General features: G+C 68.3%; 16 protein-coding genes and 1 pseudogene. 5 read left to right on the top strand and 12 right to left on the bottom strand.

The window, feature by feature from the left end; all coding sequences use genetic code 11:
- Positions 1-74: 74 nt before the first annotated feature.
- Entirely contained in the window at positions 75-677 is a 603-nt protein-coding gene (locus ASD25_RS30955; RefSeq protein ID WP_055830501.1) for a sensor histidine kinase, read from the bottom strand.
- A 153-nt stretch (positions 678-830) separates the two neighbouring features.
- On the opposite strand from ASD25_RS30955, the gene ASD25_RS30960 reads away from it, so the two are divergent.
- The gene (locus tag ASD25_RS30960; protein WP_162246626.1) at positions 831-1,259 is read left to right on the top strand and encodes a response regulator; all 429 of its coding nucleotides are present in this window, start codon (positions 831-833) and stop codon (positions 1,257-1,259) included.
- A 6-nt stretch (positions 1,260-1,265) separates the two neighbouring features.
- On the opposite strand, the gene ASD25_RS04560 is transcribed toward ASD25_RS30960, so the two are convergent.
- Both ASD25_RS04560 and ASD25_RS04565 read right to left on the bottom strand, forming a co-directional pair.
- A complete protein-coding gene (locus ASD25_RS04560; protein ID WP_055830498.1) occupies positions 1,266-1,823 on the bottom strand; it encodes a GNAT family N-acetyltransferase in 558 nt (185 codons plus the stop codon).
- A 19-nt stretch (positions 1,824-1,842) separates the two neighbouring features.
- Entirely contained in the window at positions 1,843-4,020 is a 2,178-nt protein-coding gene (locus ASD25_RS04565) for a S9 family peptidase (RefSeq protein ID WP_055830496.1), read from the bottom strand.
- A gap of 86 nt (positions 4,021-4,106) precedes the next feature.
- Here ASD25_RS04565 and ASD25_RS04570 point away from each other — a divergent pair, with 86 nt between their 5' ends.
- Complete coding sequence (locus tag ASD25_RS04570; RefSeq protein WP_055830711.1) at positions 4,107-4,937, top strand: serine protease; 831 nt, start codon at positions 4,107-4,109, stop codon at positions 4,935-4,937.
- Positions 4,938-5,001: 64 nt separating this feature from the next.
- Here the strand turns inward: ASD25_RS04570 and ASD25_RS04575 are convergent, their stop codons facing one another.
- Entirely contained in the window at positions 5,002-5,871 is an 870-nt protein-coding gene (locus ASD25_RS04575; RefSeq protein ID WP_055830494.1) for an NAD(P)-dependent oxidoreductase, read from the bottom strand.
- Positions 5,868-6,365, bottom strand: coding sequence for a flavin reductase family protein (locus tag ASD25_RS04580; RefSeq protein WP_055830492.1), 498 nt, complete (start codon positions 6,363-6,365; stop codon positions 5,868-5,870). The genes ASD25_RS04575 and ASD25_RS04580 overlap by 4 nt, the downstream gene beginning before the upstream one ends.
- Before the next feature lie 116 nt (positions 6,366-6,481).
- Between ASD25_RS04580 and ASD25_RS04585 the strand changes: the two genes are divergently transcribed.
- Together ASD25_RS04585 and ASD25_RS04590 are read left to right on the top strand one after the other, a co-directional pair.
- Positions 6,482-7,384, top strand: coding sequence for a flagellar motor protein MotB (locus ASD25_RS04585; RefSeq protein ID WP_055830490.1), 903 nt, complete (start codon positions 6,482-6,484; stop codon positions 7,382-7,384).
- A gap of 123 nt (positions 7,385-7,507) precedes the next feature.
- Positions 7,508-8,269 (top strand): arginyltransferase, encoded by a 762-nt coding sequence (locus tag ASD25_RS04590; RefSeq protein ID WP_369816548.1) that lies wholly within the window; start codon positions 7,508-7,510, stop codon positions 8,267-8,269.
- Here ASD25_RS04590 and ASD25_RS04595 read toward each other — a convergent pair.
- Together ASD25_RS04595 and ASD25_RS04600 are read right to left on the bottom strand one after the other, a co-directional pair.
- Positions 8,239-9,267: a M48 family metallopeptidase gene (locus ASD25_RS04595; protein ID WP_235561754.1), complete on the bottom strand. Its 1,029-nt coding sequence runs from the start codon at positions 9,265-9,267 to the stop codon at positions 8,239-8,241. The two genes, ASD25_RS04590 and ASD25_RS04595, sit on opposite strands and share 31 nt — an antisense overlap.
- 12 nt (positions 9,268-9,279) lie before the next feature.
- The gene (locus ASD25_RS04600; RefSeq protein WP_055830486.1) at positions 9,280-9,858 is read right to left on the bottom strand and encodes a LemA family protein; all 579 of its coding nucleotides are present in this window, start codon (positions 9,856-9,858) and stop codon (positions 9,280-9,282) included.
- Positions 9,859-10,001: 143 nt separating this feature from the next.
- Between ASD25_RS04600 and ASD25_RS04605 the strand changes: the two genes are divergently transcribed.
- The gene (locus tag ASD25_RS04605) at positions 10,002-10,448 is read left to right on the top strand and encodes a hypothetical protein (RefSeq protein WP_055830483.1); all 447 of its coding nucleotides are present in this window, start codon (positions 10,002-10,004) and stop codon (positions 10,446-10,448) included.
- Here ASD25_RS04605 and parC read toward each other — a convergent pair.
- The 5 genes and pseudogenes from parC to ASD25_RS04625 form a co-directional block, all read right to left on the bottom strand.
- The coding region (gene parC / locus ASD25_RS04610) for a DNA topoisomerase IV subunit A (RefSeq protein WP_235562601.1) at positions 10,445-12,460 on the bottom strand (2,016 nt) is incomplete at its 5' end. The two genes, ASD25_RS04605 and parC, sit on opposite strands and share 4 nt — an antisense overlap.
- Before the next feature lies 1 nt (position 12,461).
- Positions 12,462-12,571, bottom strand: a pseudogene (locus tag ASD25_RS31620) (hypothetical protein); the annotation flags it as partial.
- Between the two features lie 39 nt (positions 12,572-12,610).
- Positions 12,611-13,342, bottom strand: coding sequence for a DNA repair protein RecO (gene recO / locus ASD25_RS04615; RefSeq protein WP_055830480.1), 732 nt, complete (start codon positions 13,340-13,342; stop codon positions 12,611-12,613).
- A gap of 473 nt (positions 13,343-13,815) precedes the next feature.
- A complete protein-coding gene (locus ASD25_RS29150; protein ID WP_082560111.1) occupies positions 13,816-14,736 on the bottom strand; it encodes a nuclear transport factor 2 family protein in 921 nt (306 codons plus the stop codon).
- 29 nt (positions 14,737-14,765) lie between these two features.
- Positions 14,766-15,383: a flavodoxin family protein gene (locus ASD25_RS04625; protein WP_055830478.1), complete on the bottom strand. Its 618-nt coding sequence runs from the start codon at positions 15,381-15,383 to the stop codon at positions 14,766-14,768.
- Positions 15,384-15,486 lie beyond the last annotated feature (103 nt).

A 15,486-nucleotide genomic window follows, 5' to 3' on the forward strand; every position in this document is an offset into this window, starting at 1 on the left:
CATGCGAGGCTCGCCGAGGGATCGGTTGAGGCCTCATGGACGCTTCGCACTGCAGGTTTCAGCCGGACCGCCGGCTAGTGCGTCCCGGTCGTCTGGAGCGGCAGGCGGATGCGCACGCCCACGCCCGCGCCCGGCGCGGTTTCGATGTTCATCGATCCGCCGAGGTGTTCGACCAGTCCCTGGACCAGCGACAGGCCTTCGCCCGGCGTCAGCGCCCCGGCGCCGATTCCCGAATCGCGCACGACCAGGCTGACCCCGCTCACGGCGCGCGAGAAGGCGACCGCGATCAACCCGCGCCGGTCGTCCGGAAAGGCGTGACGGCAGGCGTTGGAGATCAGTTCGTGGGTGATGATGGCCAGCGGCAGCAGATGGCTGTCAGGCAGGAGCGTCGACTGGCCGCGGACGTCGATCCGCACTGGCCGGCCCTCGCAGGCCCGGCTCCAGAAGGCGGCGACGTCGTCGAGATAGCCGGCGAAGTCCAGCGAACCCTTCGCCGTCATCCGCCGACCGATCAGCTCCATCGCGGCGGTGACGTCGCTGAGCCAGGACAGATGCCGCACGCTCTCGGGATCGGTGACGCTGCGCAGACGGATGCCTACCAGGGTTTGCAGCAGTTGATAACCGCCCAGCAGGCGGCCTTGAAGCTCGACGAGGCGATCCTCGGCAATCGCGGCCATTTCGCCCCCAGACGCTCAAAACTCCGGTTTTTCTTAGCTGAGCCGAACCAAATATCCAATGGCGCGTTGGACTGTCCGCTACCCGACACAAATCGTGTACGAGTCGGTGCGCGTTGGGGGTGCTGCTTGTCGAATCCACCCGACCTTCGGGTCATGATCGTCGAAGACCAGGCCCTGCTCGCCATGGAGTTGGAGCTTGTGCTCGGGGAGACCGGCTGCGACGTCGTTGGCTGCGCTATGGACAAGGCCAGCGCCTTCGCCATCGCAGAGCGTGAACGCCCCGACCTGGCCCTGATCGACGTCAACCTGCTGGACGGTATGACCGGCCCGCAGATCGCCCAGCGGATGGTCAGCGAATTCGGCTGCGCCGTCGTCTTCCTGACTGCCAACCCCGAACAGATTCCCGAGGGGTTCGCCGGCGCCCTTGGCGCCGTGTCCAAGCCGTTCGACGAAGCCACCATCCAGGCGGTGGTCGTCTTCGCCCGGCAGTTCATCCAGCACCGGACCCTGGGCGAGACGCCGCGCCGATTCCGCCTGGCGCCCTGGCTGACCACGCCGCCGGCCGACATCGCGCCGCACTGAAAGCCCTCAGGCGAGGCCCCCGCCCAGGTTCAGACCGGGCGCCCGCGGCGGGGCGCCGTCGGGAGCCATGTCGAGCTGCATCAGGGTGACGTCCAGCCAGCGGTCGAACTTCCAGCCGACCTGGCGATAGACGCCCGCCTCGCGGAAGCCCAGCGACCGGTGCAGGGCGATCGAGACGGCGCTGGTGTCGCTGTCGCTGATTGCGCCGATGAGGTGCCGCAGGCCCATCGCCCGCGCCCGCTCGACCAGGCCGACCAGCAGCGCCCGGCCCACGCCGCAGCCGCGCGCATCCTCCTCCACATAGATCGAACCTTCGACGCCATAGCGATAGGCCGGCCGGGGTCGGAAGGGCGAGGCGTAGGCGTAGCCGGCGAACCGGCCGTCAACCTCGGCGACCAGCCATGGCAAGCCGTGGCGCTTCACCGCCGCGAACCGGCCAGCCATCTCCTCAAGAGTCGGCGGCGTCGTCTCGAAGGTCGCCGTGCCGCCCTGCACCTCACGGCCGTACAGGGCGGTGATGGCCGCAAGGTCGCCTTCGCTTGCGTCGCGGAGGAGGGGCGTCATGGTCGATTTCGCGGTCGGATCAGGCCCGCTCCCAACCCTTTTCGATCGCCCACACCGCGAAGGCGTAGTCGTGCGCGACCTCCTTCAGATAGTCGAACCGGCCGGAGGACCCCGCGTGGCCCGCCTCCATGTTGATCTTCAGCAGGATCGGCTTGCCCGAGGTCGTCGCGGGCCGGAGCTTGGCGACCCATTTCTCGGGTTCCCAGTAGGTCACGCGCGGGTCCGACAGGCCGCCCGTGGCCAGCACGGCCGGATAGGCGCGCGGCCCGACCTGGTCATAGGGGCTGTAGCTCATCATATAGTCGTAGGCTTCGGGATCCTCGATCGGATTGCCCCATTCGGGCCACTCCGGCGGCGTCAGCGGCAGGCTGGTGTCGCTCATGGTGTTGATCACGTCCACGAAGGGCACGCCCCCGATCACCCCCGCCCAGAGGTCGGGCCGCATGTTGTTGACCGCCCCCATCAGCATGCCGCCCGCCGACCGGCCCTCGGCGACGATGTTTCCAGCCCGGGCGTAGCTGCGAGAGATCAGGTGTTCGGCCGCGGCGATGAAGTCGGTGAAGGTGTTCTTCTTGGTCATCCGGCGCGCGCTGAGGAACCAGTTCCAGCCCTTGTCGGAGCCGCCGCGGACGTGGGCGATGGCATAGATCCAGCCCCGATCCACCAGCGACAGCCGGTTGGTCGAGAAACTGGCCGGAATCGGGGAGCCGTAGGAGCCGTAGCCGTACAGCAGCACCGGCGCCGAACCGTCGACCGGCGTCGACTTGCGGCGCAGCACAGTCACCGGCACCAGTTCTCCGTCGGGGGCAGGGGCGTTCAGCCGCTCGACCACATAGTCGGCCGGATCGTGCCCCGACGGAACCTCCTGCACCTTGCGCAGGGTCCGCGCGCGCGTCGCCAGATCGTAGTCATAGGTCGAGGTCGGCGTGGACGGCGAATTGTAGCCGTAGCGCATGATCGTGGTGTCGAACTCCGACGCCCCGCCCAGCGACAGGGAGTAGGCGGGCTCGTCCACGGCGATCTCGTGCTCGACCCCCGATCGGTCGCGGATGACGATCTTGGTATTGGCATCGGCGCGTTCCTGGCGGCCGATGAAGTCCTTGACCAGAGCCACGCCCTCGATGAACCGGCCCGGCGCATGGGCGACCAGGTCGATCCAGTTCGCCTTGCCCGGCGTCGCGGTCGGCGCCTCGACAATCTTGAAGTCGATCGCGTCGTCGGCGTTGGTCCGGATGACCCAGCGGTCGCCCCAGTGGTCGGGTTCGTACAGCCGACCGACGTGGCGCGGCTCCAGCAGGACCGGCGTCGCGGTCGGCGTCGCGGCCGGGATGACGCGGGCTTCCGCGGTTTCCTGATTGGCGATGGAGATCAGGATGAAGGCGTCGTCGGCGGTGCGGCTGACGCTGATGAACATGCCGTCGTCGGCTTCCTCATAGACCAGGCTGGCTTCGCCGCCCCGTACCGGGCGGCGAAAGATCTTGTCCGGCCGGCCGTTGTCGTCCCGATTGGTCCAGAATATCCACTGGCTGTCGGGCGAGAAGGTGAAGTCGCCGGTCGCCGAACCGATCGGATCCGGCAGCACGGCGCCGCTCGCAAGGTCCTTGACGTAGATGTGGTGAACCTCCGACCCCTGCGCATCCTCGGCGTAGGCGAACAGCGCGTGGTCCGGGCTGTGATCGGCGGCCGAGACCTTGGAGAAGGCCTTGCCCTCGGCCAGGGCGTTGGCGTCCAGCAGCATCTGCGCGTCGCCCCCGGCGCGCGGTTTGCGCATGTACCGGGGATGCTGATCGCCCGTCCGGTACTCGATGAAGTATTCCCAGGCGCCGTCGGGCGAGGGGACCGAGCTGTCGGCCTCCTTGATCCGCCCCTTCATCTCCTCGAACATCGCCGCCTGCAGGGGCAGGGTCGAGGCCATCATCGCCTCGCGATAGGCGTTCTCGGCCAGCAGATGCTCCTTCACATCGGCCTTGATGACGGTCGGGTCGCGCAGCACGGTCTGCCAGTTGTCGTCCTTCATCCACTGATAGTCGTCTGTGCGCACGCGCCCCAGCTGTTCGATCGTCACCGGGATTTTTTTGGCGACAGGGGGGACGGGACGATTCTGCGGCATCGGGGCTCCGGGCGTGCGGGCTGAAACGGGAAGGGCGCTCGCGGCCAGCGCGGCGGCGGAGGTGGCGAGCAGGTCGCGGCGGTTCATGGATGGCCCCTCGATTGAACGCGGACCTTGTGCGCGCCGGCGTCCCGCCGTCAAATGAACAAACGCCGCTGACCCGATGGGGGATGATGTTCGACCTTCAGACGCCCCCGGAACCCGTTCAGGAGCCGCCGCCCGCCGCCGGCCTGTCCCTTCCGGACTGGGATCTGACCGTCGGCCTGATCAGCGCCACGGTGCAGATCGACCAGATGAACGGCGACGGCACGCGCCGGGTCGGCACGGCCTTTCTGATCGACGCACCCCGCCCGGACGGCGAGCCCCGGACGGTGCTGGTGACGGCCCACCACGTGGTGTCGGGCATGAGTTCGCCCGAGGCGCGGATCGGCTGGCGGGTCGAGATTCCGGGCGGCGGCTGGCGTTTCGCCCCCGAGCCGCTGCGCATTCGCGACGCGGCAGGCGAGCCGGTCTGGATCAGACACCCCGACCGGGACATAGCGGTAATGGAGGTGTCCGCGCCGCCTGTCTTCGCCCGCGCCGCCATTCCGCTGGCCTGGCTCGCCGACCGGGACACATTGGACGCGTGGCAGGTCGGGCCGGGCGATGAACTGTTCACCTTGGGCTTTCCACGCGGCTATGCGTCGAACACGGCGGGGTTTCCGATCCTGCGCGTGGGGCGAGTCGGGTCTTGGCCATTGACTCCGATTGAGAGTTTTCCAGTGTTTCTTCTTGATTTTCCTGTTTTTCCGGGAAATTCGGGCGGGCCAGTCTTCTGGACTCCAGCGGCGCGCAAACTCCCGGGGACCGTCCAGCCCGATCATCCGTTCATCGCCGGAGTGCTGACATCCGAGGTGCGGCCCTCGGACGAACCGCTGGGCATCGGTCTGGTCGCCCACGCCAACTATGTGCGGGAGGCGATCGCTCTGCTGGATGCAAGAGAGAGGGCGGCGGCAGGACCTTGAACACCTCGCCCCGGGCCATGCTTGTTATGCGCATAAGATATATTATACGAAATGTTGCGCATACTCAGGCCCGATCGGCGCGCGCCTGCAGTCTTGCCGCCAGGCTCGACGTGTCCCATCGCGCGCCCCCCATGGACTGCACCTCGGAATAGAATTGGTCCACCAGCGCGGTCAGCGCCAGATGAGCGCCATTGGTGCGGGCCTCGTCCAGCACGAGGCCCAGATCCTTGCGCATCCAGTCGACGGCGAAACCGAAGTCGAACCGGCCTTCGGCCATCGTCTTCCAGCGGTTGTCCATCTGCCAGGACTGGGCCGCGCCCTTCGAGATGGCGTCATAGACCGCGCCGGTGTCGAGGCCTGTGACCTCGGCGAAATGGACGGCCTCGGCCAGACCCTGGACGACGCCGGCGATCGCGATCTGGTTGACCATCTTGGTCAGCTGGCCCGCGCCCGACGGACCCATGTGTTTGACGGCCTTCGAATAGGCCATGATCGCGGGTTCGACCTTCGCCAGCGCGGCCGCATCGCCGCCGGCCATCACGCTGAGCTGGCCGTTCTCGGCCCCGGCCTGACCGCCGGAGACCGGTGCGTCGATGAACGCCCGGCCCTGAGCGGCCGCCAGCGCCGACATTTCGCGCGCGACCTTCGCGGAGGTTGTTGTGTGATCGACGATGATCGCACCCGTATTCAAGTGCGGCAGCGCTTCGGTCACGACTTGGCGCACGTCGTCGTCGTTTCCGACGCACAGGATCAGCAGATCAGCGCCATCCGCCGCCCCGGCGACCGTCTCGGCGAACCGGCCGCCGCTGGCTTGCGCCCACGATCGCGCCTTGTCGGGGGTGCGGTTGAAGCCGGACACTTCATGTCCTGCATGAACCAGATGACGCGCCATCGGCCCACCCATGACGCCGAGGCCCGCGAAACCGATCTTCATTCCTCAGGCTCCGGAGCGACGCCGTAGCGGCCGCGATAATAGACAAGGGCGGCGCCGGGCGCGGTTTCAAAGGCCTGCACCGCCCCGACGATGGTCAGGTGATCGCCCATGACGATTCGCTCGGTCGCGACGCAGTCCAGCCGCGTCAGGGCGTTCTTCAGCCGCGGAGGCTCGGCGCTGGAGCTGTCGAACTCGTCCGACGACAGGCGGCAGACGCCCCAGGCGAACCGGTCCGACATCTCGCGGTCCTCGGCCGGCAACATGTGAACGGCGAACCGGTCCGCGGCGGCGAAGGCGTTGTGCCGGTCCGAGGCCCGATCCAGGCACCACAGCACCAGGGGCGGTTTGAGCGACACCGAGGTGAAGGAGTTGATCGTGATGCCGAAGGGCCCCTCCTCCGTATGCGCGGTCACCACGCAGACGCCGGTCGCGAAACCGCCCAGCGCGCGGCGGTAGGCCTGGACGTCGAACGCGGGATCTGAGGGCGTGCTCACACCGCGACGACTAGGCGAGGCCCGGCGCCGGAGCAAGACCGGACGGTATGGGAAACGCGGCCTTAACCTTGAGGCGTCCATCGTCGGGCCGAGTTCACCGCCGAGGCCAGCGTCCCATGTCCATGAGCGATCGCCCGATCCTCATCAAGAAGGTCAAGAAGGTCATTGGCGGCGGCCACCATGGCGGCGCGTGGAAGGTGGCCTATGCCGACTTCGTCACGGCGATGATGGCCTTCTTCCTGCTGATGTGGCTGATCAATACGACCGACCCGGAACAGAAGCGCGGCATCGCCGAATATTTTGCTCCGGCCAGCGTCTCGCAAACGACCTCGGGTTCGGGCGGCATCCTCGGCGGGACGGCGCTTGGCGACGACGGGGCCAAGGGATCGGGCTCGCAGTCGGTGATCAGCGAACTCGCGCCCGAGGCGCCGCCGGACGCACCGCCCGAAGCGGGCCAGAGCCAGAACCTCGCCGCCGCCAGCGAGGCGGCCCTGCGCGAGGAGATCGCCCGGCGCGAAGCCGCGGAGTTCTCCTCGGCCGCCGAATCGTTGCGTCAGGCCATGCAGTCGATGCCGGAGCTGGCCGAACTGTCCAAACAGCTGATCATCGACCAGACCCCCGAGGGCCTGCGCATCCAGCTGGTCGATCAGGAAGGCCGGTCGATGTTCGAGCAGAACTCGGCCCGGCCCAATCCGCGGGCCCAGCTGCTGCTGCGGACCATTTCGAAGGTCATCACCCAGCTGCCCAACCGCATTTCCGTCACGGGCCACACCTCGGCCGCGCCCGGGTCAAGCCGCGCGACGGGTCCGAACGACTGGACCCTCTCCTCCGCACGGGCCAACGCCTCGCGGTTGATCCTGCAGGCCGCGGGCGTCGATCCGGACCGCGTCTACCAGGTGTCGGGCAAGGCGGGTTCGGACCCGCTCTATCCCGACGATCCGACCCTGGCCGGCAACCGCCGCATCGCCATCGTCCTGCTGCGCGAGGCGCCGGTGCTGCCCACGGACACCAGCCTGTGACGGGCCGCCCCGCACGCGCGTGTGGGGTGAACGGGCTTGCCCCGCGGGGCGACGCGGGCGCAAATCGTCCGATGACGAGACGGCTGCCCCACTGTCGGCGAAATCGGATGCGGATGTAGCGCCGTGACCTTTGTTCCCCAGCGCCAGCTTCGTTTCTACATGACCTCGGTGGCCCCCTGCCCCTATCTGCCAGGGCAGACCGAGCGGAAGGTGTTCGCCAACCTGCCGTTCAGCGAAGGGGCTCACGTCAACGACGAGCTGACCCAGGCCGGGTTCCGCCGCAGCCAGAACATCGCCTACCGCCCGGCCTGCGAGGCCTGCGACGCCTGTGTCTCGGTGCGGCTGCCGGTGCCCGAGTTCGCCTTCTCGCGCTCGCAGCGCAAGGTGCTGAAGCGGAACGCCGACCTGTCGCGCGACCTGGTCGAGGCGGAGGCCACGACCGAGCAGTTCGATCTGCTGCGCCGGTACCTGAACGGCCGCCATCCCGGCGGCGGCATGAGCGCCATGAGCTGGCTCGACTATGTGGCCATGGTCGAGGACACGGCTGTCCGGACGCATCTGATCGAGTACCGCCTGCCGTCGCCCGACGGCGGACCCGGCGATCTGGTGGGGGTCTGCCTGACGGACCTGCTCGGGGACGGGCTGTCGATGGTCTACAGCTTCTTCGAGCCGGCGATGGAGGCCCGCAGTCTCGGCCGGTTCGCCATCCTGGACCACGTCCGTCAGGCGACGGCGGTGAATCTGCCGTTCGTCTACCTGGGCTACTGGGTCCGGGGCTCGCGCAAGATGGACTACAAGGCCGACTTCCGGCCCATGGAACAGCTGACCCGGCTGGGCTGGGAGCGGATGGAAGATCAGCCCGCCGCGGGCACCGAGGTTTCGTAGTCGGGCGGCTCCGGCGCGAAGCCGCTCCAGGGACCGGGATCCACCCCTCCCCCGAACTGGACCAGGGCGTCGACCCGCTTCTGGATCGGGGGATGGCTGGCGAACAGGCCTTCCAGGCCGACGCCATTCGGCTGGTTGTCGAGAAACAGCTGCTGGAGCTCGTCCGGCCCCTTGAGCGTCGACCGGCCCTCGACCTTGCGCAGCGCCGAGATCATGGCGTCGGGATTCTTGGTCAGTTCGACCGCACCCGCGTCAGCCACATACTCCCGCGAGCGCGACAGCATCATCCGGATGACGATGGCCAGAACGAAGCCGACGGCGGCGAAGGCCAGGCCGATCAGGACCAGCGGCATGGCGTTCTTGTTGTCCCGGCGTCCGCCGCCGCGTGAATGGATCAGACCCCGGAACACCAGTTCGGCGATGACGCTGATGATGCCCGCGAAGATCGAGGCGATCACCATGGTCCGCACGTCCTTGTTGATGACGTGGGTCAGCTCATGGGCCAGCACCGCCTCCAGCTCGTCGCGGGTCAGGGTGTCGACGAGACCCCGGGTGACCGTGATGCTGTACCGGCCCTCGTGCAGGCCGGTGGCGAAGGCGTTCAGGGTGCCGGTCTCGATGAGCCGCAGCGTCGGGGTGCGCAGGCCCCGCGAGATCGCGAGGTTTTCCAGCAGGTTGTAGAGGTCCGGTTCAGTCCGCCTCTCAACCTTTCGAGCCCCGGTCATGGCGTCGACCATGGCCTGGTTGCCGAAATAGGCGATGGCGAACCAGATGGCCGCCACGGTGAGGGCCAGGGGAATGGTGCCGCCCAGCCAGGACGCGGCGAGCGCCATGTCCTCGCCCAGTCCCCGGCCCGTCCCGGGCAGGAAGCCCATGCCCATGAGGATGAGCTGCACCCCGTAGATGATGCCCACCATCAGGACCGGGAAGCCTGCCAGCAGGAGGACCGAACGGGTGTTGTTCGCCCAGATGTGGGTCTGGAGCCCGACGGCGGCCATCAATGCGATCCCCTACGCCGTGAAGCTGACCTTGGGCGGCGCGGCGTTCATCGTCGCTCGGTCGCCCTCGCCGACGTCGAAGAAGGGCTTGTCGTGGCCGAAGCCGACCATGCCGGCGAACAGCACGGTGGGGAACTGGCGGCGCACCGCGTTGAACTCGCTGACGGCGTTGTTGAAGAAGCGGCGCGCGGCGGCCAGCTTGTTCTCGATGTCCGACAGCTCGCGCTGGAGCTCGAGGAAGTTGGTGTTGGCCTTGAGGTCGGGATAGGCCTCGGCGACGGCGAACAGACGGCCCAGCGTGGCGGTCAGCATGTTCTCGGCCTCGACCTTGTCGTTGACCGAGGTCGCGCCGGCGGCGGCCGCGCGGGCGGCGGTGATGGCGTCCAGGGTGCCGCGTTCGTGGGTGGCGTAGCCCTTCACGGTCTCGACGAGGTTCGGGATCAGGTCGTGGCGCTGCTTGAGCTGCACGTCGATGTCGGCGAACGACTGGTCGGCCCGCTGGTCCAGGGCGACAAGCTTGTTGTAGGCGCCGACGATGACGAACAGCACCACTGCGACGATGACGGCGATGACGATCAGGGTGGTCAGCATTGCGGTCTCCAGGACGGCCGAGCGTCGGCCAGGGCGCGAGTATCGCGCGACAACCGGGGGTCGGATAGTGAAATCGCCGACACCATTGGCTCCTTGCACGAAGAACGGCGTTCGTTCATCGTCGCGGCGGATTGGAGGCTCCCATGCGCATATTGGTTCTGGCCGGCGTCCTGACGGCATTGGCCCTGCCGGGCGCCGCCGCGGGTCAGGAGCGGTTCCTCGAAGAGATCCAGGCGGACTACGATGTCTCGGTGCGCTGCGCCGGCGTGTACGGCGCCGCCGCGACGGGCAAGTCGATGGAGCTGTTCGAGCACCATCCCGACGTCGCGACCTACCGGGGCCATGAGATGCAGTTCGTTCGCTACAGCCAGCGCTTCGGCCCCCAGCTGCGGATCCCCGATCCGGTGACCGAAGAAGCAATCAGCGATGTGCGGGGCGAGGCCTTCCGGCCGGCCCGCGAGGCGCTGTTCGCGCAGGATATCAACGGGTTCAACGCCGGGCTCCAGGCCTTGTACGCCCTGGTCCCGGCCTGCGAGGAACAGCGCGTGAGGCTGAGCCGGGCATTCGGAATCCCGGCCCCGCTCGACTAACGGAATTTCCTGAGCCCGCGCGGTCCCTGCCGCCCGGCCCCGGCCCGCTTGCCCAGCCAGTCCTTCCAGTCGGGCCAGTTGCGGCGGCGGGCGCCGCCGTCGACCCATTCAGGGCCGAGGGCGCTGTCGAACACCGCCACGTCGGCGAGGCCGCCCTGTTTGTAGGACTGCAGCTTCACCCCCTTGCCGCGGCCCATTTCGGGCAGTTCGGCGACGGGGAAGATCAGGGCCTTGATGTTGTCGCCGATGGCGGCGACGTGGTCGCCCGTGACGCGCAGGGCGGCGCGCATCTCGCCGTTCAGCACCTGTTTGCCGCCGCGCTTCTGGGCCAGCAGCTCGTCCTCGGGGGCGATGAAGCCGTAGCCGGCCTTGGACGCGATCAGCAGTTTCCCGCCGGGCTGGTGCATCAGCAGGTTCACGATCTCGGCCTTCTCGTCGAGGTCGATCATCAGGCGCAGCGGCTCGCCGTGGCCGCGGCCCGAGGCCAGCTTGTCGGCGCCGACGGTGAAGATGCGGCCGTCCGAGGCGGCCACCAGCAGCTTGTCGGTCGTATGGCCGGCGACGAGGAAGGCGAGGCTGTCCCCCTCCTTGAACTTCAGCTCGGACGGATCCTCGACCTTGCCCTTGGCGGCGCGAATCCAGCCGCGTTCGGAGAGGATGACGGTGATGGCCTCGCGCGGGATGAAGGCCTCCACCGAGGCGTAGGCGGACGAGTCCACGGCTTCGGCGATGGTGGTGCGGCGCGGCGACACGAGAGCCTTGCGCACGGCCTCCAGATCCTTGCCGACCTGCTTCCACTGTTTGGCCGGCGAGGACGAGAGCGACTGCAGCGCGGCAAGTTCGTCGGCGAGCGCCTTGTATTCGTTCTCGATCGTCATTTCCTCGATCCGCGCCAGCTGGCGCAGGCGGGTGTCGAGGATGAAGTCGGCCTGGAGTTCCGACAGGCCGAAGCGGGCGATCAGGACGGCCTTGGGTTGTTCCTCCTCGCGGACGATGCGGATGACCTCGTCGAGGTTGAGGAAGACGATCCGCAGGCCTTCCAGCAGATGCAGCCGCTTCTCGACCCGCTCGATGCGCCAGTGGGCGCGCCGGACCAGCACGTCGCGGCGGTGATCGAGGAAGGCCTGGAGGCAGGCCTTCAGGCCCATGACGCGCGGGGTGCCGGTGGCGTCCAGCACGTTCATGTTGATCGGGAAACGGACCTCGAGATCGGAGAGCTTGAACAGGCTCTCCATGAGGACTTCTGGTTCGACCGTACGGCTCTTCGGCTCGATGACCAGCCGGATGTCCTCGGCCGACTCGTCGCGCACGTCGCCGAGCAGCGGGGCCTTCTTGTGCTCGATCAGATCGGCGAGGTCGGCGATCAGCTTCGACTTCTGCACCTGGTAGGGCATCTCGGTGACGATGATGCGCCAGACGCCGCGGCCGAGGTCCTCGGTCTCCCACCGGGCGCGCAGGCGAACGCCGCCCCGGCCGGTCTCATAGGCGTCGAGGATGGAGGCGTGGCCCTCGACGGCGACGCCGCCGGTCGGGAAGTCGGGACCGGGAACGATGGTCGCCAGTTCCTCGGTCGTGGCGTCGGGACGGTCCAGCAGGACGTGGCAGGCGTCGATCAATTCGCCGACGTTGTGCGGCGGAATCGAGGTGGCCATGCCCACGGCGATGCCGGACGAGCCGTTGGCCAGCAGGTTGGGGAAGCCGGCGGGCAGGACGATCGGCTCTTCGTCCTGATCGTCATAGGTGGCCTTGAAGTCCACCGAGTCCTGGTCGATGCCCTCCATGAGGAGGACGGCTGCCGCCGTCAGCTTGCACTCGGTGTAGCGCATGGCCGCGGCGTTATCGCCGTCGATGTTGCCGAAGTTGCCCTGGCCGTCGACCAGCGGATAGCGCTGCGAGAAGTCCTGGGCGAGGCGCACCAGGGCGTCATAGATCGAGGCGTCGCCGTGCGGGTGATAGCCGCCCATGACCTCGCCGACGACCTTGGCGCATTTGCGCGCCGCCGCCTGCGGGTTNCGGTTGGTGATGGTCGACAGCGCATAGGCCAGGTAGCGGCGCGACAGCGCCTCGCTCATCGGCTCGTCTACGATGCGTCCGCCTTCCGGCGGCGGGGTGTGAACGGTCATGGGGTCCGAATCGGCGGTCTGGAGGCTCGAGTCTAGCGCCTAAAGCCGGCCCGCCTCGCGCAGCTTGTCGATCATCCACACCCGCGCGGACGGAATGGGCCTGTTCTGGGGGTGGAAGACAAACTGTTCGAGGAAATGGCCGGTCAGATCGAGGCCGGCCCCGACATCCCCCTCCCCCAGCCCCGCCTGGGCCCCCAACATGAAGGGCGGCAGGCTCAGCAGCTTGTCGGCATAGGGCGCGCCGGCGTCGGCGCTGACGGCGCGGCCGGTGCGCGGGCTGACCCAGACCAGGTCGTCCATGGTCCCGGTGACGGCGCAACGGCTCAGGTCCAGGCCGAAGCCGAGGTCCTCCAGCAGCCCCGCCTCGAAGCGCACGAAGATGGCGGGCCAGACGTCCGGCAGGGCGAAGGCCGACATCAGCGCCTCGAAGGCCAGGAAGGCGCCCGGATGCGGCTCCCGCTCCGGCAATGACCCTTGCGCCACCGCCGCAGCGGCGGCGAGGCCGGTCAGGGCCAGCGGATCGTCGAACAGGGCGCTGGGCCCCTCCCCCACCGGCTCCAGCCGGGCCGAGCCGAGGTGGTCCGAGGTCCGCGCCTTGTAGTCGACGGTCACCCGCGCCCCCGCCTGCAGGAAGGGCTTCATCCGCCGGGAGGCCCCGCCGGCGACGTAGGCGGCGCGGCGGCCGTGTTCCTCGGTCAGCAGTTCCACCACCACCCCGGTGTCGCCATGGGCGCGGGCGGACAGGACGAAGGCGTGGTCGGTGAAATCCATGCCGCAGGTGTTAGAGGTCCGGGCTGGAGTTGGCCATACGTTCCGTTTCAGGGGCGACGCCCACCACCAGACTGCGGCGTTGCGCTCTCCGCCGGGATGGAGACTCCCGCCCCTCCCAACCCGCTACTCTCGCCCCTGAATTGGCGACTTTCGCCCCTGCAAGGACCGCGTTCGAGGCCCGTCCGGAGCCCTGCGACCGCCTCTGACGCAGGCCTGTGTTCTAGTCCTCCAAAGCCCACAGGGCGGGGTCTTTGACATTATTTATTCCACGCCTCGCGCGCCTCGCGCGCCTCGCGCGCCCGGTTTCGCGCGGGGCCGGCCAGGCCGACAGGCCGCCCGAGATCCGCGTACATTTTTTCGAGAAGCATACGAGACTCTCGACCCGGTCCAGACCGTTCTCCCACTGCCTTTCGACGGAACCCGGTGGAGGGACGGTTCGGCGCCGGCAGGCGCGCGGTCTTGGAGGGAAATGCCTATTCGGCCGCCGCCCGAATGCGCGCCGTCATATCCCGCGCCAGGGCGTTCGGGATGGGGAAGGTCAGGGCGTAGAGGGCGACGCGCCAGCGGCCGTCGTCGCCGCGTACGAGCACACCCGTGCCCCGGCTGGTGCCGTAGGAGGCGCTGTCGAGCGCTTCGTCGAACCAGACCACGCAGCGGCAATCCAGCGGGGCCAGGGTCAGCGACCGGGACCGGGGCGTATAGGTCCAGCCCTGGCCGCGGTTGAAATAGGGTTCGGCGTAGGCGCGGAACTCGGCGATCGACCAGCGCTCGGTCAGGTCGGTGCCGATGTAGGTCGCGTCGGCTGTGAACAGGTCGAAATAGGCCGCCCCGTCGGCTTCGGAGGCCTCGCGATGCAGGGTGTCAAGCACCAGGGCCGCAGCCCGTTCCTCAGGGGTGTCGGCGGCCTCGCCCGGGGCGTCGACGATGGGCGTCGCGGCCTCGAAGGCCTTGATCTCGGTCGTCATCGCATTGGCGAGGTCATTGGGGATCGGATAGCTGAGGGCGTATCGAAGCACCCGCCAGTCGTCGCCCTCGCGCACCAGCAGGCCCTCACCGCGCGCCGTGCCGTAGGTGACGCTGTCCAGCACCTCGTCGAACCAGGCGACGCAGGCGCAGGGGTCGGGGGCCAGGGTCACGTGGCGCTCGCGCGCCGAATAGACCCAGCCCTCGCCGCGCGCGAACGTCGGCGCGGCGAAGCCGAGGAAGGCGTCGCGGTCCCAGCGCTCCGAGGTCTCGTTGCCGACCCAGACGAGGCCGGGGGCGAGGCGGCCGGCCCAGGCCGGGCCGTCGGAGCGCGCCGCGGCGGCGTGCATCTCACTCAGGGCGGCGGCGGCCTGCGCTTGCTGCGCGGACTGCAGCGACAGAGCCGCAACGGCGGCGAGCAACAGCGACATGGAATCCTCCCGACGGCCTTTCGCCTACGCTAGGCGTCCTCGCCGCTTTCGGGAACCGGATAGGTCGAGGGCTTCAGCACTTTCGCCAGGGCCAGCAGATTGCGCGCGGCGTTGCGGCCGACGCGGTCCGACCAGTCGTGGCCCTGATCGGTGTCGACATAGTCCGGTCCGGGCCCCGGTCCCAGGTGCCAGTAAGTCCAGCTCTGGGCCGGAATGGTGAAGCCCATATCGATCAGGCCCTGGCAGACGGTGGCGACGATGTGGTGGGCCCCGTCCTCGTTGCCCGTGATGACGACGCCGGCGACCTTGCCGAAGGCGACCGGGCGACCGCTGTCGTCGGTCTCGCCGAACAGGGCGTCCAGCCGCTCGAGCGCGCGCAGGCAGACGCTGGACATCTGGCCCAGCCAGGTCGGGGTGGCGAAGACGACGATGTTGGCGGCCATGATCTTCGCGTGAACGGCGGGCCAGTCGTCGCCCTCCCCTTCGTCGGTTTTCACGCCGGGCTTGAGGTTCAGGTCGACGAGGCGGATCATCTCGACCTGGGCGCCGCCCTTTTCGAGTTCGGCGAGGACGACCTTCGCCAGGGCCTCGGTGCTGGAGGTTTGGGGCGACGGCTTCAGCGTGCAGTTCAGGATCAGGGCTTTCATGGTCTTGCTCCGGCTGACTGATCCAATCGCTCGGGCGGGCCGGACGTTCCGGCGCTTTATTTAACTGAAGGGTTGACAAGCTCCGAACCGGCGCGCATTTAAC

The organism is Brevundimonas sp. Root1423 (genome assembly GCF_001426805.1).

Excerpts from the sequence above, each read along its gene's own strand:
- ASD25_RS30955 (WP_055830501.1), bottom strand. The coding sequence starts at position 677 with ATGGCCGCGATTGCCGAGGATCGCCTCGTCGAGCTTCAAGGCCGCCTG.
- ASD25_RS30960 (WP_162246626.1), top strand. The coding sequence starts at position 831 with ATGATCGTCGAAGACCAGGCCCTGCTCGCCATGGAGTTGGAGCTTGTG.
- ASD25_RS04600 (WP_055830486.1), bottom strand. The coding sequence starts at position 9,858 with ATGCTGACCACCCTGATCGTCATCGCCGTCATCGTCGCAGTGGTGCTG.
- ASD25_RS04595 (WP_235561754.1), bottom strand. The coding sequence starts at position 9,267 with ATGGCCGCCGTCGGGCTCCAGACCCACATCTGGGCGAACAACACCCGT.
- ASD25_RS04560 (WP_055830498.1), bottom strand. The coding sequence starts at position 1,823 with ATGACGCCCCTCCTCCGCGACGCAAGCGAAGGCGACCTTGCGGCCATC.
- ASD25_RS29150 (WP_082560111.1), bottom strand. The coding sequence starts at position 14,736 with ATGTCGCTGTTGCTCGCCGCCGTTGCGGCTCTGTCGCTGCAGTCCGCG.
- ASD25_RS04565 (WP_055830496.1), bottom strand. The coding sequence starts at position 4,020 with ATGAACCGCCGCGACCTGCTCGCCACCTCCGCCGCCGCGCTGGCCGCG.
- ASD25_RS04585 (WP_055830490.1), top strand. The coding sequence starts at position 6,482 with ATGTCCATGAGCGATCGCCCGATCCTCATCAAGAAGGTCAAGAAGGTC.
- ASD25_RS04625 (WP_055830478.1), bottom strand. The coding sequence starts at position 15,383 with ATGAAAGCCCTGATCCTGAACTGCACGCTGAAGCCGTCGCCCCAAACC.
- ASD25_RS04575 (WP_055830494.1), bottom strand. The coding sequence starts at position 5,871 with ATGAAGATCGGTTTCGCGGGCCTCGGCGTCATGGGTGGGCCGATGGCG.
- recO (WP_055830480.1), bottom strand. The coding sequence starts at position 13,342 with ATGGATTTCACCGACCACGCCTTCGTCCTGTCCGCCCGCGCCCATGGC.
- ASD25_RS04570 (WP_055830711.1), top strand. The coding sequence starts at position 4,107 with ATGTTCGACCTTCAGACGCCCCCGGAACCCGTTCAGGAGCCGCCGCCC.
- ASD25_RS04605 (WP_055830483.1), top strand. The coding sequence starts at position 10,002 with ATGCGCATATTGGTTCTGGCCGGCGTCCTGACGGCATTGGCCCTGCCG.